The sequence below is a fragment of the Nannocystis pusilla genome (assembly GCF_026626665.1).
GTDB classification, from domain to species: Bacteria; Myxococcota_A; Polyangia; order Nannocystales; family Nannocystaceae; genus Nannocystis; species Nannocystis pusilla.
Window position 1 is genome coordinate 10,325,202 of record NZ_JAPNKE010000002.1, and the last position, 20,832, is coordinate 10,346,033.

Sequence of the window (20,832 nt, forward strand, 5' to 3'; positions counted from 1 at the left end):
TTCACTCGGCGGCGAACACGAGGGTGCGGAAGGCGGGGCTCGTGACGATGTCGCCGAGCAGGGCGCGCATGTCACCGTCGTGGGCGGCGAAGCGGTCCTGCAGGTCGGCGACCTGGCAGGTGTCGGCGGTGGCGAGGATCCGTCCGAGCGCGTAGGTGGTCCACTGGAAGGCGACGCAGTCGCGCACGACGGGGTCGTCGGCGAGCAGGTGCGCCAGCTCGACGGGGCCGTCGAATGCTTTCTCGGTGATGCCGTAGCCGCGCAGGGTGCCGCTCTCGTCGACGGGCAGGCCGTTCTCGAGCTCGCGCACGACGCCGAACGCGTCGTAGCCCTCGAAGCCGAAGCCGATGCCGTCGATGAAGAGGTGGCAGCCGGCGCAGCTCGGCTCGCTCGAGTGCTTCTCGAAGCGCTCGCGGGTGGTGGCGTTCGGGTCGGGCGGCGGCGGGAAGATGTTGTTCGGCGGGGCCGGCAAGAAGGTGCACAGCAGGCTCTCGAGCACGACGACGCCGCGCAGCACCGGCGAGGACTGGCCGGGGTTGGCGTGGGTGGCGAGCCAGCCGACTTGCGTGAGCAGGCCGGCGCGGCGGGCCGGGTCGAGCTGGACGTAGCTGCCCGGCTCGGCCGGCTGGGCCAGGCCGTAGAGCGGCAGCAGCTCGTCGGGGACGGGCGAGTAGGGCGCGGTGAGGAGGGTCGAGAGGCGCGCGTCGTCGTCGCGGATCACCATGGCCATGAAGTCGGCGGCCTCGCGCTTCATCGCCTCGCGCAGGTCGTCGCCGAACTCCGGCACGAGCGGGTGCGGCGACTTCTCGACCCAGTCGAGGTGGTCGAGCTCGAGCCACTGGACCGCGAAGGCCCCGAGGCCGCGCCGCGCCTTGTCGTCGGCGAGCATGCGCTCCAACTGGGCCTGCAACTGGGCGTCGTCCTGCAGCTGGCCGGCGTCGGCGGCGGCCCGCAAGGCGTCGTCGGGCATGCTGTTCCACAGGAAGTAGGACAGCCGCGCGGCCAGCTCGTGATCGCCGAGCGGGGTCCAGCCGCGCTCGTCCGGCGCGCCGGCGCCGAGCTCGACCTGGTAGAGGAAGTAGGGCGACTGCAGCATGGTGGCGATCACCTGCCGCACTGCCGTGGCCGGGGTCTCGCCCGCGAGCGCGCGCGTGAGGTCGTAGACGCCGACGTAGCGGTCGACCTCCTCGGAAGTCAGCGGCTTGCGCAGGGCGCGGGCGCCGAAGTCGGCGATGAATTCGCGGACGCAGCTGCCGAGCTCGGGCGCGTCGGGGGCGAGGTTCTGCACGTCGCACGGGACGAGGCCGACGAGGTCGGCGACGCCCGCCACCTTCTCGGCGATGTCGGCCAGTGAGGCGACGCCGATGGTGTCGAGCGGGACGACGACGTTGCTGTCGAAGGGTCCGACCTTGGCGTCGAGGCCGTCGAGCGCGCTCGAGGGGACGTCGGCGACGCCGAGCAGGTCCTGGATCGTGAAGTCGTACTGGGCGCGGGTGAGGCGGCGCAGCGGGGTGGGCGAGAGATCGAGGGTCTGACACTCCTCCGCGGGCGGGGCCTCGCCGGTGGTCGGCTCGCCGGTGGTGGGAACGGTATCGGTGGTGCCGGGAGTGCCGCTTTCGCTGGCCGCGGTGGCGCCGGTGTCGGGCCCGTCGCTCGTGTTGGCGGCGCCGCTGTAACAGCCGCTCGCCACGCACAACCATAGTGATGCGCTGATCGATCTGCGCCGCTGCATCCTCACCTCCGCGTCCCCTGCATCCTCCATCTTTGAAGCGGCGACGAAGATCGTGTCAAGCTCACGCGAGCGCGCACGCGAGGCCGTGACGCGGCGAGGGGGCCATCTGTCCCGAGGGCCAGGGACCCCGGCGGTGCATCGCGTGCCCCACTGCGGGCCGAGAGCACGCGGAGCGATCGGCGCGTGCGTGGGCTCGAGGTGGTGGAGAGCGTGGGGCGAAGGTCGGGGACGCGCTGTGGACGACGCGGGCCACGACCCGAGCGGGCAGTCGAGGACGTGGGGCGATGGCTCGCTCCGTATGCGCGAAGGCCGTCTGCACTCACGTGTCGAACGGTGAGGAGGGGCGACGCGTCGTCGGGATCGAGCTTCGCTCGCGCGTGCATCGGCTCGACGACGCGCGCGGGGCGACGTGCACGACGAGCGCCGGGATCGCCTCGCCACGCGCGCGACGCTCGCTCGCGGTCCGCGGTAGCGACGGGGCGAGCGAACGCAGGGCCTGGCGATCGCCACAATGCTTCGCGCCGGCCGAGCGGCGCTCCGCGTGGGCGTCGCGCCGTCGCTCGTGGTGTCGCCGGCGGAGGAAGTGTTGCGTCATGACAGGCGACCGGGGCGGATGTCGCAGGCGAGGCGAAGAAAAGGCCGCCGCGGACGTTTGAGGTCGCGCTCGTGGGCGGCAGTGGACCCGCACGGCAGCCGCGGCCATGCTGGGCGAGGCCGTAAGAAGCCGTCGATACGCGGGTCCACTTGGGGACCCGAGAAAGGGAGACGTCATGAAGGTAAAGAGCAAGGTCAAGGCTGGCCCGACCATCGCCATGGCCTGAGCCGCCTGCGCGGCGCCCTCCTCGGGCGCCGCGTGTTTCGAAGGCCTGGGCGCCACAGCGGCCCGCTCCTTCGCGGGCTCGACCGGATTTCGATAGCTGTCCGAAAGGACACATGGTCGAAGGACCCGCTCGAGGACGGGAGGCGAGCAGCTTCGGTCGAGGCGATCGATCGAGCGGTGGCAGATCGTTTTCGCGGAGCGCGGGCTCGGTACCGGAGCACACGCGAGGGCGAGGATGGAGAGGGAGCGGTCCGCCTGACCGCATCCGGAGTTCGCGCCCGAACCGCCCGCGCCGCGGCGCTTCTCGGGTCCGCGCCGGTCCGATCGTTTGTCGGCGAGTCGCGCGGCGGGGAATGCGTCCGCGCCGCAGCGGGCGGGGCCGTGGATGCAGCGCAAGGGGCGGTCCCGCTTGACCGCGGCGGCGCCGCGGGACAGTGTGTCGAGCGTGCCGCTCGCCCTCGCGCGCGTCGTCCTGCTCACGGCCCTGCTGGCGGCGGCGTGTACGAGCGCGCCGGCCGACGCCGGCAAGGCGGCCGCGGGGCCGCAGCCGCGGGCGGTCGAGGTGGCGGAGGCTCGCGCCGCGCCCCATCCGCGGCTCCTGACGCTCTCGGGCACTCTCGCGGCGCTCGAAAAAGTGCAGGTGGCGGCGCGGGTCGAGGGGCCGATCACGGAGGTGAAGGTCGACCTCGGCGACCGCGTGACCCGCGAGCAAGAGCTGGCGGCGATCCGTCCGATCGACTACCGCGCGCGCGTGTCGGAGGTCGAGGCCTCGCTGGCGCAGGCGGAGATCGACGTGAAGCGGCTGGAGAGCCTCGGCGGGGTGGCGACGCAGGAGGAGCTCGAGAAGGCGCGGACGCGGCTCGCGGGGGCCAAGGCGCAGCGCTCGCAGGCGTCGCGCCAGCTCGGCGACACGACGGTGCGGGCGCCGTTCGCGGGGGCGATCGCGGCGCGACACGTGGCGCCGGGGACGTACGTGAAGCCGGGCACGGCGCTGTTCGACCTGGTCGCCGACGACAAGCTGCGGCTCACGGTCGAGGTGCCCGAGCGCTACGCGGCGCTGGTCCAGATCGGCACGCCGGCGACGGTGACGCTCAAGGACTCGCTGGTCGGCGAGCCCGGCGAGGCGGGGGCGAAGATCGCCGCGGGCGCCGGCGCGGTGCAGGCCGCGGTGACGCGGGTGTCGCCGGTGGTGTCGCCGACGACGCGCACGTTCACGGTCGAGGCGGTGTTCTCGCCGGCCGGCAGCGTGCTCCGCCCGGGCATGTTCACGGTGGCGACGCTGTCGCTCGGCCACGAGGCGGGCAGCGTCCGCGTGCCGCGGGCCGCCGTGTTCCACGTGCTCGGCCGCGACCGGGTGATGCGCGTCGAGGACGCGGTGGCAGTCGCTCACGACGTCGACCTCGTCGCCGAGGAGGGCGGCGACGCGATCGTCCTCGGGCTCGAGCCGGGCTCGCAGGTGATCGTCCGCGGGGCGGCGCTGATCGCCCCGGGCACGCCGGTGGCGCCCAGCGCGGCGAAGGACATGTCCGTCGGGACAGGCCCCGAGGGCCAGGGCGCGAAGGACATGCCCCACGAGCCAGGCGAGAAATCCGCGGAGACGAAGGCTCTGGCGCCGGCGGGGACGCCTGAAGGTAAGGACATGCCCCCGGGGCTAGGCGAGAAGAGCGCGGAGGCGAAGGCTGCGGCGCGGGCGGGGGCGCCTGAAAAAAAGGACATGCCCGGAGGGGCAGGCGCGAAGGAGAAGGCGCCGTGACGACGGCCGCCGCAGACATGCCCGGAGGGGCAGGCGCGAAGGGGAAGGCGCCGTGACGCTGTCGGAGATCTGCGTCCGCCGGCCGGTCTTCACCCTGATGCTGATCCTCGCGTGCATGACCTTCGGCGTGCTGTCGTTCCGCACGCTCGGGGTCGACCAGTTCCCGGACGTCGAGATCCCGGTGGTCACGGTGACGACCACGCTGCGCGGGGCCAGCCCGGAGGAGATCGAGACGCAGGTCTCGAAGATCGTCGAGGACGCGGTCAGCACCGCCGAGGGCATCGACGAGCTGCGCTCGACGTCGCTCGAGGGCGTGTCGGTGGTCACGGTCAACTTCCTGCTCGACCGCGACCGCGACCAGGCGACCCAGGACGTGCGCGACAAGGTCGCGGCGGCGCTCAAGAACTTGCCCGAAGGGACAGACCCGCCGGTGGTCACCCGCTTCGACACGACGGCGGTGCCGGTGATCACGCTGGTGGTGTCGTCGGACCGCCGCGACCTGCGCGAGGTCACCGAGCTGGCGCGCAAGCAGGTGCTGGAGCCGCTGCAGGGGGTCGCCGGGGTCGGGCAGATCCAGCTGACCGGCGGGCAGCGGCGGGCCTTCAACGTGCTGCTCGACGCCGACGCGCTGGCGGCCCAGGGGCTGTCGATCCAGCAGGTGCGGCAGGCGATCGAGCAGCAGAACCTCGAGCTGCCGGGCGGGCGGCTCGAGAGCTCGGGGCGCGAGGAGGTGCTGCGGACGATGGCCCGCGTGCAGGACGCGCGCGAGCTGCGGCGGCTGGTGGTCGCCGAGCGCCAGGGCGCGCCGGTGCTGCTCGGCCAGATCGCCGAGGTCGAGGACGGCACCGAGGACCCGCGCTCGCTGTCGCGGCTCGACGGCGAGAACGCGGTCGCGCTGGTGGTGCAGAAGCAGGCCGGCACCAACACGGTCGAGGTGGTCGACGCGATCGAGAGGCGCATCGCGGGGCTGAAGCGCAGCCTGCCGGGCGACATCGAGGTCACGCCGATCCGCGACGCCTCGCGCTTCATCCGCAGATCGATCCACGAGGTCGAGCTCCACCTGGTCCTCGGCGCCCTGCTCGCCAGCGTGTCCGTGCTGCTGTTCATGGGCTCGCTGCGCTCGACGCTGATCGCGGCGCTGGCGATCCCGTGCTCGATCGTCACGACCTTCGCGGTCCTCAACGCGCTCGACTACACGCTCAACAACTTCACCCTGCTGGCGCTGACGCTCGCGGTCGGCATCGTCATCGACGACGCGATCGTGGTGCTCGAGAACGTGTACCGCCGGGTCGAGCACGGCGAGCCGCCGGTGCAGGCGGCGATCGAAGGGACGCGTGAGATCACCCTGGCGGTGTTCGCCACGACCCTGTCGCTGATCGTCATCTTCCTGCCGACGGCGTTCATGGAGGGCCGCATCGGCCGGTTCTGGCGCTCGTTCGGCATCACCACGGCGTTCTCGATCGGGGTGTCGCTGTTCGTGTCGCTGACGCTGACGCCGATGCTGTGCTCGCGCCTGCTGAAGCCGCCGAAGCCGAAGGACCGCGACAGGCCGAGCCTGGTCGCGCGCCTCAACGACGGGCTCGACCGCGGCTACGCGTGGCTGGTCCGCTGGTCGCTGAACTGGCGCTGGCTGGTGGTCGCGCTGTCGCTGGCGACCGTGGCGATGGTGGTGCCGCTGGGCCAGCGCATCGGCAAGGACTTCATCCCCAAGGACGACACCAGCGAGTTCATGGTGGTGCTGACGATGCCCGAGGGCTCGAGCCTCGAGGCGAGCTCGGCGATGGCGGCGCGCATCGAGGGCCACCTCCGCGAGCTCCGCGGGGTCGAGCGGCTGTTCACGAGCATCGGTGCGGCCCGCGGCGGCGACGACGTCACCGAGGTCCAGATCTACGTGCAGGTGACCGACATCGAGCACCGCGACTACCCGCTCGACGCGGTGCAGAAGCAGGCCCGCGCGGCGCTGCGGCCGTACCCGGACCTGCGCCCGAGCGTGCAGGACCTGGGCGGCATGGGCGGCGGCGGACGCCGGACCCAGCTCGCGTTCTCGCTGCGCGGGCCCGACCTCGAGCAGCTCGGCGAGTACACCGCGACCCTGATGGCGAAGATGGCCGAGGACCCCGGGTTCGTCGACATCGACTCGTCGGCGGCGGTGCGCAAGCCGGAGGTGCGGGTCAAGATCGACCGCGACCGCGCCGCCGACCTCGGGGTGCGCGCCGGCGAGATCGCGGCGGCGCTGCGGACGATGGTCGGCGGCGAGCCGATCTCGAAGATCCGCGAGGGCGCCGAGCAGTACGACCTGTGGCTGCGCCTGCGGCCGGAGGACCGGCGCGACGTCGACTCGCTGCGCGGCCTGCCGATCCAGGCACGTAGCGGGCTGATCCGGCTCGAGGCGCTGGCAGAGTTCGAGCGTGAGCGCGGGCCGGCGCAGATCGATCGGCTGGGACGGATCCGCCAGGTCGAGCTCGGGGCCAACCTCGACGGCCTGCCGCTCGGCGACGCGGTCGCGCGCGTGCAGGGGATGATCGGCGAGATGAAGCTGCCGCCGGAGTACGAGGTGGTCTTCACCGGGCGGGCGAAGACCATGAGCGAGACGATCACGAACTTCCTCGGCGCGCTCGCCCTGTCGTTTTTGTTCATGTACATGGTCCTGGCGGCGCAGTTCGAGAGCCTGCTGCACCCGGTGACGATCATGCTGTCGCTGCCGCTGTCGCTGCCGTTCGCGCTGCTGTCCTTGATGCTGCTCGGCGACACGCTCAACATCTACTCGACGTTCGGCGTGTTCATGCTGTTCGGGATCATCAAGAAGAACGGCATCCTGCAGGTCGACTACACCAACACGCTGCGCGAGCGCGGCGTGGCCCGCGACGCGGCGATCGTCGAGGCCAACAAGACCCGCCTGCGGCCGATCTTGATGACGACGATCACGCTCATCGCCGGCATGATCCCGATCGCCCTCGGCAAGGGTCCGGGCGCGGCTTCGCGGGCGTCGATGGCCAAGGTCATCATCGGCGGGCAGGCGCTGTCGCTGCTGATCACGCTGCTCATCGTGCCGGTCGCGTACTCGCTGTTCGACGACGCCGGCAACGCGCTGTCGCGGGCCGGTCGACGGCTGCGCGGGCAGAAGGACGAGGTCTGAGTGTGTACCCTGCTGTTCGCGCTCGGGGTCCATCCCCGCTACCCGCTGGTGCTGGCGGCCAACCGCGACGAGTTCTACGCCCGCAAGACCGCGCCGGCCGGGTGGTGGCCCCAGGCGCCGCAGCTGTTCGCGGGGCGCGACCTGCAGGCCGGCGGGACGTGGTTCGGGGTGACCCGCCGCGGCCGCTGGGCGGCGCTGACGAACGTACGTGACCCTTCGGACATCCGCCCGGGCGTCCGCTCGCGCGGGGCGCTGGTCGCCGACTACCTGCGCGGCGCGGCGGGGCCGGAGGCGTACGTGGGGGCGATCGCGGGCGAGCAGTACGCCGGCTTCAACCTGGTGTGCGGCGATCCGCATGGCGTTTGGTACATGAACAACAAGACAGGCGACCGGCTGCGCCTTCAGCCGGGGCTGTACGGGATCAGCAACGCGGCCCTCGACACGCCGTGGCCGAAGGTGGTGCGCGGCAAGTCGGGGCTGGCGCGGCTGCTGACGGCCGAGACGATCGCGCCGGCGGCGATCGTGGCGATGCTGGCCGACGCGACGCCGGCGGCCGTCGCGGAGTTGCCCGACACGGGCGTCGGGCTCGAGCTCGAGCGGGCCCTGTCGCCGCTGTGCATCGCCATGCCGGGCTACGGCACGCGCGTGTCGACGGCGCTGCTGCTCGGGGCCGACGGCTGGGCGGTGTGCCGCGAGCAGGCGACGGTGCCGGGGCCTCACCCGGCGATGGCCGAGGTCAAGTTCCGGTACCAAGGCGCATAAAAGGCGCAGGAGCTCGCGCCGCCCTGTCGCAGGCGCGTGGGGGCTCGTCTTTTGCCCGGCTTCGCGGTACATGATGGTCCGCCTCGCCCGGAGCCCGCATGCCGCGTACCCCGACCCTCGTCGCCCTGGCCTCCGTCCTCGTGTCCGTCCTGGCCCTGCCGTCGCTCGCCCGCGCCCAGGAGCCGGGTGAGGAGCCGGCCGCGGAGGCGGCCGAGGCCAAGCCCGAGAAGCCGGTGCCGCCGTGGCGCAAGGAGATGCACATGATCGAGGTCGGCTGGCTGATGGGCGCGCTGTTCGGGGCCAAGGACCACGGGCTCTACGGGGTCGAGCCGCCGAACCCGCCGCGCCCGTTCAAGACCGGCTTCGACATCGGCCTGCGCCTGGCGTACCTGCCGGTCCGCTTCGTCGGCGTGGAGATCGAAGGCAACGTGTCGCCGACGAAGGTCGACGTCGAGGAGGGCAAGCGCGCGGTGCTGTTCGGCCTGCGCGGCCACGTCATCCTGCAGCTGCCGACCCGCATCACGCCGTTCATCGTCGCCGGCGGCGGCATGTTCGGCGGCTCGTCGAAGGACGAGCTCGTCGGCAAGAAGGTCGACGGGGCGCTCCACGTCGGCGGCGGCCTGAAGATCTACGTCAGCAAGTGGGTGGCGATCCGCATCGACGGCCGCGACATCATGACGCCGTCGTACGCGAAGGCGGCCGGCGGCGAGCTCAGCTACGCCCACCACGGCGAGTTCACGTTCGGCGTGTCGTTCGTGTGGGGCCGCAAGGGCACGAAGATGTGGCCCCGCGGCTGACAGGTCGCTCAGGCCGCGGCGATACAGTCGCTCGAGGTGCAGGCGGCCTGTAGCTCGGGGCTCGGGGACAAAGCGGCGAGGCCGGGGCCGACGATCGAACGGCCCGCGCGCTCCTGCTCGGCGAGCTCGAGGTTGAGGTCGAGGAGGAAGCGCAGCGGATCGCCACGGAGGTCGTAGGCGGCGCGCACGGCCTCGTCGAGGGCCTCGTGGGCGTCGCGCAGCGGAGTGCGGCGGGGGGTGTCGAGGCTTCGGTACAGCTCGCGGCGGGAGGCGTCGTGGCGCTCCATCTCGGCGGCGCGGACCTGACGCAATGCGCGAGCAGCCGCGGCGATCTGCTGAACCTGCGCGGCAGTCGGGATTTGCGGCCAGGGGAAGGCGCCCCACACGGTGCTCGAGGTGTAGCGATAGTCGCGTTTGAGGGTGGAGCAGCGGGCGGTGAACCACTGCCAGTGCAGGGCCGATTGCAGGACGCCGAACGAGTAGTCGTCGGCGAGGGCGAACACCACGAGGGCGTCGCTCGGGCGGATCCGTCGGTCGACGAACTCGAAGATCGGGCGGCGGGTGACGCGGGCGCAGGCGATGTAGCGGGTGAGCCCGGCGATCGCCGCGAGCATCTCGCCGCGGCGCCACGACAGGCGCCACCACTGGTCGAGGAAGACCGCGTGGTGCCGGTTGATGCGGGCGCGCGGACCGGTGCGCAGGACGGCGGCGTTGCGCCGCTGCTCCTCGGCGGCGGCGCGGCGGCGAGCCGGCAGGACGGCGGACGCGACGCGGGCGAAGGGCGCGGCGAAGGCCTCGGCGGCGAGGCGGTCGCGCTCGCCGAAGTCGATGACGTGGCGGCTCGGGGCGCCGTCGCGGCGGCCGAGGAGGTCGTCGCCGCCGAGGTAGGGGAACAGCACCGCCGCGTTGGCGCCGGCGTCGGCGAGGATGCTGCGCGCGTCGGCGGGCGCGACGAGGAAGCCGTCGTGGCCGACCGTCTGGCCCTGGTAGCAGCAGGCGGCGGCGAGGTTGGTACGCAAGGAGCGGGCGGCGCTGACGTCGGTGGCGGGGCTGAGCGAGGGGCCGATCCGCTCGACCTCGACGGTCTGCCACGGGCTGTGCGCGGCGTCGCCGGTCTGCCACGAGAGGAACTTTTTCCCGGGACGTCGGCGTGCTTGATCCAGTTGACGATCGAGACGTTGACCGCGGCGTCGCCGGACCACACCTCGGCGGCGACGGCCTCGGTGATGGTGCCGTCGGCGACGATGTGGCCGAGGCCGCCGTCGCGCGACGCGTTCTGGCGGACGGTGTTGGTGCCGACGAGGCCGGCGCGGCCGCCGGGCGGGAGGACGTCGTGGGCCTTGCGGAACCAGTAGACGCAGTAGTCGGCGCGGCCCGAGACGCGCGGATAAGCGGCGCGCAGGCGGCGGAGGTACTCGGGGCCGAACTCGCGCTGCATGTTGTTCTTGGCCTGAAACGGCGGGTTGCCGAGGATCACGTGGGCAGCCGGCCAGTCGGTGAAGAGAGCGTCGGCGACGCAGAGGTCGGGCTGTGAAAGAGGACGTGAGCTCGGCAGGCCGAGCTCGCGTCGGGCCTGAGCTCGGCGAGCTGCAGGGTGATGCGCGCGAGCTCGACTGCGAACGGGTCGCGGTCGATGCCGCAGAGGTTGGCGAGCGAGATGCGAGTAGCGAGAGAGGCCTCGATCGGCAAGCGCGAGAGAAGATCGGCCTCGAGGTGGAGAAGCTCGCGGTAGGCGACGCAGAGGATGTTGCCGCTGCCGCACGCGGGGTCGAGGATCCGCAGGCGCGCGAGCTCGTCGTGAAGTGCGAGTCGTTTTTCAGGAGAATCGGCGGCGGTGATGCGCTCGCGCCAGGGGCGGACGAGGCTCGGCAGGACCATCCGCTGGATGTCGGCCTCGCTGGTGAAGTGGACCCCGAGAGCGTGGCGGCGTGCGGGGTCCATCGCAGTTTGAAACAGATCGCCGAACACCGGGAGCTGCACCCTGGACCAGTCGAGGTCGGCGGCGCGGGCGAGGAGATCGTGTTCTTCCCCGGAGAGCTCCATGGACGCGAGTGATTGTTCGAGGCGGTCGCGCGGCATCAGCCCCAGGCCGGCGGCGAACAGGGCGTGGACGCAGCGCAGGGTGATTTGGCGGGCGAGGTTGCGATCGGTGCCGCGCGCGACGAGGAGGTCGAACAGGCCGGCGAGGTGGCTGGCGGCCTCGCGCGTGAGGGCGACGCGATCGCTGCGGAAGACGGGCGGTCGCGGCTCGCGGAGCAAGAAATTCAGGGCGGCGTGATCGCCGGGCAGGTCGGCGAGCGAAAGGCGATCGATCGGCTCCCGGACCTGGGCGGCGAAGTCATACAAAAGGAGCTCGGCGAAGTCGCAGAGGGCGACGTAGCGCGGGTGCGAGGTGTGATACTGCCAGTGCTCGAAGAGCCGGCGCGCCTCCGCGGCGAGGGCGGTGCCGCGAGGGTGCAGCTCGAGCAGCAGGGTCGGGCCCCAGGCGAGCCGGGTCGGGGCGTCGAACTCGGCGCCGGCGGTGTGAAGGTCAGGCCAGCCGAAGGCGCGGAACAGCCGCTCGCAGAAGCCGCGCGCGTCGTGCTCGTCGCCCGCGAGCGCGCCGACGTGGGCCGCGAACTCGGCCAGTCGCTGCGCGAGCTCGGGCATGGGTCATGGGAGCACGCGAGCTCGCCGCGTGTCCATCGATGTTACGAGTCAGCGAATGGGCCGCGAGTGACGGGCTGGAGCGTCCGGATGCTCGAGGTCGACCTCGAAGCGGGCGGCGACCGCGACGAGCACCGCCTCGACGGCAGCGATCGCGTCGCTGACGCGATGCTCCCGGCGAACGCGGCGGACCTTGCCGTCGTCGGTGGGATATCGATAGGAGGTCGCGTAGGCGCCGAGATATTCGATGTCCCGGAGCGATGACTTGATCGGGTTCTCGTCCGGGAGCTTGTCGACCAGCACGTCGAGCTCGTGCTTGATGCCGACGTGGATCCCCTCCGAGGTGAGGATCGCCTTGATCAGCTTCTCGGCGGACTGTTCGCACAGGTAGATCGCGTTGCGGTTGTTCGCGGCGGCGAGCAGACGCGCTCCCGCGAGGTCCTCGTGGGCCACGCGCAAGAAGCCGGCGATCCTGCTCTCAACGCTCATAGATCAGCACGCCGCGGTGGGCGGCCTCGTGGGCGAGCGTGTTCGGGGTGTCGCGATCTGCGCGGAAGTCGCCCTCACGACAGGGGATGAGATCGGCCCGGACCCGCGACTCTTTGCGGAGCTGCCAGCCCACCAGCGGATCGAGGTCGTCGTCCGGGGTCGCGTCGGGGACGACGACCAGCAGGTCCCAGTCGCTCTCGGCCGTCGCTTCGCCGCGAGCCCGACTGCCGAACAGCCACACCTGAGACGGGCGCCAGCGGGCGACGAGGCGCTCCAGCGCCGGGACGACGCCGGTGAGGTCGAGCTCGTCGCCGCGGAGATCGAGGACCGAACGCGCGTGGGCTCGGTCCTCGAGGTCGAGGCGTGAGGCGTCGGCGCGCACGCAGGTCATCGTAGCACGACGCCCACCTTGCGCTGGGCGAGGCGGGCGCAGACAGGCTCGCGGCCGCCGCAGGGCGCGGGGCTCAGCGGTTGCGGGCGGGGCGCTGCCAGTCGTGGTCGAGCATCGTCACGCCGCCGCGGGCGGTGACCCACTGGTTGGTGACGATGTAGTAGCTGCGGAAGATCCACGGGCGCACCGCGAACACGAAGTTGTGCTCGTGGCTGACGCAGATCGGGGTGCTCGGGTGGCGCGGGAATTTCCAGTTCTTGACGGTATCGCGCAGGACCTGGTCGACGGCGGGGTCGCCGACCGAGTCGAGGGTGGTGATCTTGTCGACGGCGCCGGTGGGCTCGACGCAGAAGCCGGTGCGGCCGATGCCCTGCGACCACGCGACCTGGAGGTCGAGCGCGTTGAGGCGCTTGGTGTCGGGCGGGGTCCAGGTCTTGGTGGCGGCGTCGTCGGCCAGGAGGGCCGACAGCGCGGTGTAGTGGCCGGTCTCGGCGTGGCAGGCCTCGAGCGAGCCGCGGGCGCACCACTCGCTGGCGATCGTGCGGGCCTTGTCGGGGTCGGCGGGGGTGCCGATGCCGTGCTGCAGGTAGGCCGCGACGCCGACGCAGCCCTCGGCGAGCTCGCGGTCGCAGGCCTTCTGGTAGGCGGCGAACGCCTGCGACAGCGACGACTCGTCCTTGCTGGTGGCGGCTTGCAGCCAGCCGAGGCGGGCGCAGCCGATCGCGTCGCCGAGCTCGCAGGCCGAGTTGAGCGCCGCGATGGCCTTCGGGTAGTCGGGCGGGCTCTTGCGGGCCAGCCACTCGTCGCTCAGGCACATGCCCTCGATGCGGCAGGCGAGCGCGTCCTTCTTGCTGCACGCGGCGGTCGCCTCGGCGCACGAGGCGTCGCGCACCTTGATCGCGTCCTGGCGGGCCGGCGGCTCGGGGCGCACCACCGAGTAGTGGTTGCCGAGCAGCACGCAGGCAGGGATGTAATTGAGCTCGCAGGCGCGGCCGTAGAAGCTGGCCGCGGTGTTGAGGTCGCGATAACCGCGGGACAGGTCGTGGCGCGACTCGTACTCGGTGGCGACGGCGAGGCAGGCCTTGAGGTCGCCGCCGTTGCACTCGTTGCAGGTGCGCGCGAGCGGGCCGTGCTGGTCGCAGCCGGACATCGCGGTGGCGTCCCACGGCGACAGCGCGTAGCCGGCGTTGGGGCGCTTGCAGGCCGCGACTCCGGCGGCGGCGGCGAAGCAAGCGAGGAGGAGCAGCGACGTGGTGCCCTTCGTCATGGCGCGCGGAATCTACCAGGCGTCGCGGGTGGGGTCACGCGCGAACTCGTGCCCCAGCACACAGCGCGAGAACGGCGGACGGCGAGCCGGGCGCAACCCGAGAAAAGTGCGTGCGGACGGCGCCTCAGAAGGCGCTGGTGGTCACGGACGCGGTGTGCTCGGGGATCGTGTAACGCCGCGGCAGCCGGACCGTGAAGGAGCTGCCGCGCCCGACCGAGGAGCGGACCTCGATCGCGCCGCCCATCAGCGAGACCAGGCGCCGGCACACCGCCAGGCCGAGCCCGGTGCCCTCGTAGCGGCGCGTGCTCGAGGCGTCGACCTGGGTGAAGGGCTCGAAGATCCGCTCGATCTTGTCGATCGGGATGCCGATCCCGGTGTCCTCCACGAACACCTCGAACTTGTCGGGGTCGCCGCGCAGCCGCACCGTCACGGTGCCGTCACGCGTGAACTTGATGGCGTTGCCGACCAGGTTGATGACGACCTGACGCACGCGCGTGGCGTCGTGGTGGACGAGGCCCGTGTCGTCGCCGAGGTCGAGGGTGAGGACGTCGTTGTTGCGCAGGGCCAGGGGGATGAAGATCTCCGCGACCTCGCGCAGCAGCCGCGCCGGGTCGAAGTCGGTCGGGCTCAGCTCGAGCCGCGAGGCCTCGATGCGCGTGAGGTCGAGGACGTCGGTGATGAGCCCGAGCAGGTGCCGACCGGAGGCGTGGACCTTGCGGATGTCGTCGATCAGGTCCTCGTTGCCGCCGCCGCGGTCGCGCAGCTCGTCGACGACCAGCTCGCTGTAGCCGAGGATCGCGTTCAGCGGGGTCCGCAGCTCGTGGCTCATGGTGGCCAGGAAGGCCGACTTGGCGGCGTTGGCGGCGATCGCCTGGTCGGCGGCGTGGCGCGCCTTCTCCTCCTCCTGGATCGCCGCCGCCAGCTGCGCCGAGGCTTGCTCGATCTGCACGATCGCGGCCTCCTTCGTCGCCTCCGAGAACGAGGTCATCCAGGTGACCAGGATCGTCGTGCCGGCGAGCGCGCCGAAGGCCAGCAGCACGGTCGTCTCGGGGTGGGTGACCTCGGGCAGCTCGACGCCGCTGGCCTGGGCGACGTAGACGGCGGTGAGCGTGGCGACGCTGATGCAGCCCCACGCGAGGCCGCTGCGGCGGCCGGCGATGATGCCGGCGAGCATCGGCAGGAGGGCCAGGCAGATCGTGAACGGGGCCCGCACGCCGCCGCCGGTCCAGGTGGCGAACGCGAAGCCGGCGTAGAGGATCGCGCAGATCCAGTTGCCGGTCAGCCACAGCGAGCCGCGGCGCAGGAACAGCACGCCGAGCAGCATCAGCAGCAGGCAGGCGATGGTGTTGACGAGCGCGATCCGGCGGAGCTCCGGCTCGCCGATCATCGCCAGCGGGATCAGGAGGGCGCTGCCGACGATGAGGTTGGCGCCGAGGATGCCGAGCGCGAGCAGCGAGCGACGACGCGTGACGGGGTCGCGCCGGAGTTGCGCCGGGACGAGCCCCTGGACCCACGAGAGCCACCGCCGCAAGATGGGCGCGTCCGTCATCTGGCCCCGCCATTGTCGCCAAAAGCACCCCACGAGGGCCAGCGTCCGCCCGTGCGGCCGGAGGGAAGTCCCTGCGTGCGTTCTCCGGGGCTGCGGACCTGGCGCAACGCGCACCGGCGGCCGGGCGCCGGCCGGCGGTCAGGCGGCGGGAACCTCGTTGTGCGGCTCAGCGACCAGGTGGCGCGGCAGCCGGACGCGGAAGGTCGAGCCGATCCCGGGCTCGCTGGAGACGCCGATCTCGCCGCCCATCAAGCGGCAGAACCGGTGGACGATGGCCAGCCCCAGGCCGGTGCCGCCGTACTTGCGGGTGGTCGACATGTCGGCCTGGTAGAAGTCCTGGAACAGCTTGTCGATCTGGTCGGGGCGGAAGCCGATGCCGGTGTCCTCGACGGTGAAGACGATGTCGTCGCGCCCCGCGGCCTCGTCGACCTCGTGCTCGACCCCGAGCGTGATGACGCCGTCGGTGGTGAACTTGGCGGCGTTCGACAGCAGGTTGAAGAGGATCTGCTTCACCTTGGTCTCGTCGCCGATCATGGTGTCGAGGTCGGCCTGGATCGCCTGCGCCAGCATGTTGCGGTTCTTGGCGATCATCGGCGTGAGCATGGCGGAGACGCGGGCGACCAGCGCCTGCAGCGAGAACTCGACGATCTCGAGCTGCATCTTGCCGGTCTCGACCTTGCTGAGGTCGAGGATGGTGCTGATGAGGTCGAGCAGGTGGGCGCCCGACATGCGGATCTTGCCGAGGTCGGTGACCATCTGTCGGTTGCCGAGGTGCTCGGCGTCCTCGACGAGCATCTCGCTGAAGCCGATGATGGCGTTGAGCGGGGTCCGCAGCTCGTGGCTCATGTTGGCGAGGAAGGTGCTCTTGGCCCGGCTGGCCGCCAGCGCCTGGTCGCGCGCGGCGGTCAGCTCTTCGTTGAGCCGCAGCAGGTTCTCCTCAGAGATCTTGCGCGGGGTGATGTCGCTGACCAAAAGGACATGTCCCGGGGTGCTGAGGTCGAGCTCGTGGAAGTGGCCGGTGAAGGTGATCTCGAACACCTGGCGCTCGCCGTCCTGGACGAGGTCGGCGACGCTGCGGCCGAGCGACTGCATCTCGCCGCAGTGCGGGCACGGGCGCGGCTCGGGCAGCAGCAGCTGGCGGGCGGCGCCGGCCCACCAGTCGGCGACGGAGGGCCAGCGGCGGGTCATGTCGGCGAGGATCGGGCTGTGACGCGCGAGCTCGCCGTCGGGCTGCAGCACGGCGATGCCGATGCCGACGGCGCTGGTGGCGTGCTCGAGCAGGGCCGACTTCTCCTGCGCGGCGGCGACGACCTGGGCCTCGAGGCGGGCGGCGCGGGCGGTCTCGAGGGCGATGGCGATGTGACCGGCGATGGCGCACAGGATCTCGACGTCGCCGCTCGTGAAGGCGCCGCGGACCAGGCGGTTGTCGAGGTAGACGATGCCGATCATGCGGTCCTTGAGGATCAGCGGGGCCGCCATGGCGCTGTGACGGCCGCGGCCGCCGCGGTCCTCGCCGGACACGACGACCGGCTCGCGCGTGCTCTGGACCTGCTCGACGACGTCGCGCACGACCCCGAAGTCGGCCGCGAGCTCGTTGCCGCGGGCGTCGCGGCCGACCTTGAACTCGAGCTGGCCGGCGTCGTCGCACAGGAACAGGGCGCAGCGCTCGGCGGCGAGCAGGCGCGCGAGCTCGTCGATGGCGATCCGCGCCTGCTCCTCGAAGGCGCGCGCGGTGGCGGAGGCGAGGCTGAGCTCGAGCAGGGCGTCGAGGTGACGGCGCAGGCGCGCGGCCTGGACGTCGCCGAGGTGGCCGTCGCCGCCGGCGCGCGGGTCGGCGCCGGCGCCGAGGTCGAAGGCGCGGCGGATCGCCTCGGCCCGCGGGCGCCAGCCGAGCTCCTCGGCCAGCGCGGCGGCGGCCCGGGCCTCGCGGCGGCCGGCGTCGACCCGCCCGGCGCCGCACAGGGCGTGGGCCCGCTGGTGCAGCGCCTCGCAGCGCAGCCACCGGTTCTCGCTGGCGAACGCGATCTGCTCCGCTTCGGACAGGTCCGTAAGGGCATGGTCGAAGAGACCTGTCATCCAGGACATGCCCGATCGGCCAAGCAAGAGGAAGCCGCGCAGGACCGGGTGGTTCGGCAGCAGGGCGAGGGTGTCGACGGCGGCGCGCAGGCGGACCAGGTGCGGCCCGCGCTGGGCCGGCGGGGCGGCGAGGGCCTGGTGGAGGCGGGCGTGGACGGCGAAGGCGTAGGCGAAGCGGACGTGGTACGGGACCTGGCGCGGGCGCAGCGGCAGGGCGTCGAGGCGGGCGATGGCGTCGTCGACGGCGGCCATCGGCTCGTGCAGAAAGATCAGGGTGACGGCCTCGAGGCCGAGGAGGTTGGCGAGCTGGCCGTGGTCCTCGGGGAAGGCGATGCCGCCGCTGCGGGCCTGGCCGAGGTGGCGCAGGGCCTCGTCGCGGCGGCCGGCGCCGGCGAGCACGACGGCCTGCAGGGCGTGGGTGAGGACCATCGCCTGGCGGGTGGTGCGGTCGCCCTCGAGCTCGAGCTCGACGCTGAGGCGGCGCAGGACCGCCTGCGCGCGGGCGTCGTGGCCGCGCGCCCAGAGGTTGAGCGCGAGCAACTGGTGGGTGAAGGCGAGGCCCCAGCTCTCGAGCCAGCGGTGGTGCTCGGCGAGGGTGCGCGTGAGCATCTGCTCGGCGGCGAGGACGTCGCCGCAGGTCTCGTGGATCGCGGCGGCGTAGAAGCTGACGCGCGCGAGGGTGCGACGGTCGCCGGCGGCGGCCGCCATCGCCACCGCCTCGGCGGCGCAGCGGCGGGCGGCGTGCGAGCGGCCGACGGCGGCGTAGACGATGCCGAGCGCGGTCTTGGCCCGCGCCAGCTCGGGCGAGGGGCCGAGCCGCTCGCCGTAGTAGCGCTGGCGGACCACGGCCTGCAGCAGGGTGGCCGGGCGGATGTCGAAGTAGGCGACGCGCACGGCGTCGTCGTAGAGCTGGGCCAGGAGCAGGGCGCGCGGGCGGCGGGGCGGCGGGGCCCGGCCGACGCCGGTGACGGCGATCAGCGCGGCCACGAGGCCCATGACGGCGCTGAGCGCCAGGGCCAGCGGGCTGCGCGACGGCATGGTCGCGCCGACCTCGGCGAACGCGGCGGCCAGGCTGGCGAGCGCCCGCCTGTGCTCGTGCCGGAACAGCTCGACGCGGGCGCGCCTGCGCAGCAGCTGGGCGCGCCGCAGCGGATCTTGCTCTCGGGACATGGCCCGAGAGACATGGACGTCGGCCTCGTCGTGGCGGCCGGTGCGGCTGCACACCTCGCTGAGGCCCTCGTCGAGGCGCGGGTCGGGCGGCAGGCCGACGCGGGCGCGCAGCTCGTCGGCGCGGCGGAAGTAGCGGTACGCGTCCTCGTCGGCCGATTCGGCCTGGGCCAGACGACCGGCGCGCAGGCAGATCTCGATCGCGCGGTCGGGCTTCGAGTGGTCGCCCGCGAGGTAGTGGTGGGCCAGGCGGTGCAGGCCGTCGCCATCGACGTCGGGGCCGTCGAGCGCCTCGGCGACGCGCTGGTGGTAGGAGGCGAGGCCGGCGGCGTCCAGGCCGGCCAGCAAGGCCTCGCGCACGCGGTTGTGGACGAAGCTGAAGTCGCCCTGCGGGCCGCGCTCGAGCAGGCGCGCGGCCGCGGCCTCGGTGAGGGCGTGGGCGACCGCCTGCGGCGCGCGGGCCAAAACCCGGCAGAGCAGGGCCGGCCTCATCTCGGGGCCGAGGACCGCGGCGGCGCGCAGGGCGTCGCGCGTGCGCTCGCTGAGGTGGGCGACGCGGCTCAGCAGGAGCTGCTGGACGTCGCCGGGCAGGTGCAGGCTGGCGAGGCCGGCGACCTCGACCTGCCAGACGTCCCAGTAGGGCCGCAGCACGCCGCCGTCGAGCATGGCGCGCACGTACTCGATGACGCCGAGCGGGAGGCCGCCGCTGCGGTTGGCGACCAGGCGCACGAGGCCGTCGTCGACGCGCCGCTGGCCGAGCAGCGAGGCCATCAGGCGCGCGACCGCGGGCTCGGACAGGGCCTCGAGGGCGAGGAACTCGCACGCGCCGTCGCGATCGAGCTCGCCGGCCCAGCGCTCGAACCGGCCGACGGCGACCAGCAGCAGCGGGAGCTCGGCGATCCGCCCGACCAACAGGCGCAGCGCGGCCAGGGTCGCCTCGTCGATGACCTCGGCGTCGTCGACCCACAGCACGGCGCCCGGGTGGGCCTCGGCGATCAGGGCCAGGGCGTCGACGGTCGCCGACACCAGCTCGCCGCCGTCGCCGCCCGCCAGCGCGGTGTTGTCGGGCCGCAGCCTCCGCAGGTGCGGGTCGACGGCGGCGCGCAGGCCGGCGAGCGGCCGCGCCTCGGCCTGGCACCTGACCGCGAGGACAGGTACACCCTCGGCGGCCCGCGCGGCCGCGAACGCCGCGAGCAGCCGCGACTTGCCGCTGCCGGGCTCGCCGCTGACCAGCACGCCGCCGCCGAGGCCCTCGCGGGCGCGCGCGTGGGCCTCCTCGAGCCGGCGCAGCTCGGGCTCGCGGCCGACCAGCGGGCCGTCGAGCCTGTCCTTCGAGATATGTCCGAAAGGACCTGTCGCAACGGACTCGTCGATGGCGAGCAGGGCCCGCGCGGTCTCCTCGCCCGACTGGAACCGGTCGTCGGGGTCCTTGGCCAGCAGGCGGGCGACCGCGGCCGCGAACGCGGGCGAGCAGCGCGGGGCCAGCTCGCGCAGCGGCGGCGGGGCGAGCACCGCGTGCTGGCGCAGCAGCTCATCGGGGTCGCGGGCGAGGAAGGGCGGGCGGCCCGAGACGGCCTCGAACAGCATGGCCCCGAGCGCGTAGAGGTCGGAGCGGGCGTCGACGGTGCGCCCGACCATGCCGCTCTGCTCGGGGGCGCGGTAGGCCGCGGGCCCGGCGGCGCCCGGCGGCGCGGCGTCGAGGCGGAGGTCGAAGTCGACCAGCTTGACGAAGCCGCTGGCGTTCGGCGGGTACACCACGCTCTGCGGCCGCAGGTCGCGGTGGAGCAGGCGCCGGCGGTGGACCTCGCCGAGCACGCCCGCGAGCTGCACGCCGAGCTGGATCGCCTCGACCTCGGACAGCGGTCCGGCGGCCAGGCGCGCGGCCAGCGTGCGGCCCTCGACGTACTCCATGATCACGTACGGCAGGCCGCCGGCGTCGCCGATCTCGAACACCTGGACGACGCACGGGTGCGACAGCGTCGCCAGCGTGGCGGCCTCGCGGCGGAAGGTCAGCGCGGCCTCGGCGTCGCCGCCGGCGTCGGTGCGCAGGAGCTTGACGGCCACCACGAAGTCGCCGCGCCGCGCCCGGTAGACCACGCTCCGCGCGCTGCGACCGACCTCCTCGAGGAGCTGCACGCCCGGCAGCTGCGCAGTCGGTGTGTCCGGCACCGCGGAAGTATCACCCAATCGGCGACCGCTTCGCGGTGTCGGCAGCCGGCTCGCAGGCGCGCGCGGGGCTCGGTTCCG

12 protein-coding genes and 1 pseudogene are annotated in these 20,832 nt (G+C 72.8%); 4 read left to right on the plus strand and 9 right to left on the minus strand.

The window, feature by feature from the left end; translation table 11 throughout:
* Position 1: 1 nt before the first annotated feature.
* Positions 2-1,690: a DUF1592 domain-containing protein gene (locus OV079_RS45665; protein WP_267776213.1), complete on the minus strand. Its 1,689-nt coding sequence runs from the start codon at positions 1,688-1,690 to the stop codon at positions 2-4.
* Positions 1,691-2,997: 1,307 nt separating this feature from the next.
* Between OV079_RS45665 and OV079_RS45670 the strand changes: the two genes are divergently transcribed.
* From OV079_RS45670 to OV079_RS45685, 4 genes are all read left to right on the plus strand, one after another.
* On the plus strand, positions 2,998-4,305 hold the full coding sequence (locus OV079_RS45670) for an efflux RND transporter periplasmic adaptor subunit (protein WP_267776214.1): 1,308 nt from the start codon (positions 2,998-3,000) through the stop codon (positions 4,303-4,305).
* A gap of 52 nt (positions 4,306-4,357) precedes the next feature.
* A complete protein-coding gene (locus tag OV079_RS45675) occupies positions 4,358-7,441 on the plus strand; it encodes an efflux RND transporter permease subunit (RefSeq protein WP_267776215.1) in 3,084 nt (1,027 codons plus the stop codon).
* Positions 7,442-8,203 carry an NRDE family protein gene (locus OV079_RS45680; protein ID WP_267776217.1) on the plus strand — a complete coding sequence of 254 codons (762 nt, stop codon included), beginning with the start codon at positions 7,442-7,444 and terminating at the stop codon, positions 8,201-8,203. It begins immediately after the preceding gene.
* A gap of 98 nt (positions 8,204-8,301) precedes the next feature.
* Entirely contained in the window at positions 8,302-9,000 is a 699-nt protein-coding gene (locus OV079_RS45685; RefSeq protein ID WP_267776218.1) for a porin family protein, read from the plus strand.
* An 8-nt stretch (positions 9,001-9,008) separates the two neighbouring features.
* Here OV079_RS45685 and OV079_RS45690 read toward each other — a convergent pair whose 3' ends face one another.
* The 8 genes and pseudogenes from OV079_RS45690 to OV079_RS45720 form a co-directional block, all read right to left on the minus strand.
* Entirely contained in the window at positions 9,009-10,202 is a 1,194-nt protein-coding gene (locus OV079_RS45690) for a type IIL restriction-modification enzyme MmeI (protein WP_267776219.1), read from the minus strand.
* A 137-nt stretch (positions 10,203-10,339) separates the two neighbouring features.
* Positions 10,340-10,438, minus strand: a pseudogene (locus tag OV079_RS59695) (hypothetical protein); the annotation flags it as partial.
* A gap of 35 nt (positions 10,439-10,473) precedes the next feature.
* Entirely contained in the window at positions 10,474-11,649 is a 1,176-nt protein-coding gene (locus OV079_RS45695) for a DNA methyltransferase (protein ID WP_267776220.1), read from the minus strand.
* 48 nt (positions 11,650-11,697) lie between these two features.
* Complete coding sequence (locus OV079_RS45700; RefSeq protein WP_267776221.1) at positions 11,698-12,135, minus strand: HEPN domain-containing protein; 438 nt, start codon at positions 12,133-12,135, stop codon at positions 11,698-11,700.
* Positions 12,125-12,517 carry a nucleotidyltransferase domain-containing protein gene (locus OV079_RS45705; RefSeq protein ID WP_267776222.1) on the minus strand — a complete coding sequence of 131 codons (393 nt, stop codon included), beginning with the start codon at positions 12,515-12,517 and terminating at the stop codon, positions 12,125-12,127. The genes OV079_RS45700 and OV079_RS45705 overlap by 11 nt, the downstream gene beginning before the upstream one ends.
* Positions 12,518-12,599: 82 nt before the next feature.
* Positions 12,600-13,793, minus strand: coding sequence for a hypothetical protein (locus OV079_RS45710; RefSeq protein ID WP_267776223.1), 1,194 nt, complete (start codon positions 13,791-13,793; stop codon positions 12,600-12,602).
* A 124-nt stretch (positions 13,794-13,917) separates the two neighbouring features.
* Entirely contained in the window at positions 13,918-15,342 is a 1,425-nt protein-coding gene (locus OV079_RS45715; protein WP_267776224.1) for a sensor histidine kinase, read from the minus strand.
* 138 nt (positions 15,343-15,480) lie between these two features.
* A complete protein-coding gene (locus tag OV079_RS45720; RefSeq protein WP_267776225.1) occupies positions 15,481-20,754 on the minus strand; it encodes an ATP-binding protein in 5,274 nt (1,757 codons plus the stop codon).
* Positions 20,755-20,832: the final 78 nt, after the last annotated feature.

Excerpts from the sequence above, each read along its gene's own strand:
- OV079_RS45710 (WP_267776223.1), bottom strand. The coding sequence starts at position 13,793 with ATGACGAAGGGCACCACGTCGCTGCTCCTCCTCGCTTGCTTCGCCGCC.
- OV079_RS45685 (WP_267776218.1), top strand. The coding sequence starts at position 8,302 with ATGCCGCGTACCCCGACCCTCGTCGCCCTGGCCTCCGTCCTCGTGTCC.
- OV079_RS45700 (WP_267776221.1), bottom strand. The coding sequence starts at position 12,135 with ATGAGCGTTGAGAGCAGGATCGCCGGCTTCTTGCGCGTGGCCCACGAG.
- OV079_RS45695 (WP_267776220.1), bottom strand. The coding sequence starts at position 11,649 with ATGCCCGAGCTCGCGCAGCGACTGGCCGAGTTCGCGGCCCACGTCGGC.
- OV079_RS45715 (WP_267776224.1), bottom strand. The coding sequence starts at position 15,342 with ATGACGGACGCGCCCATCTTGCGGCGGTGGCTCTCGTGGGTCCAGGGG.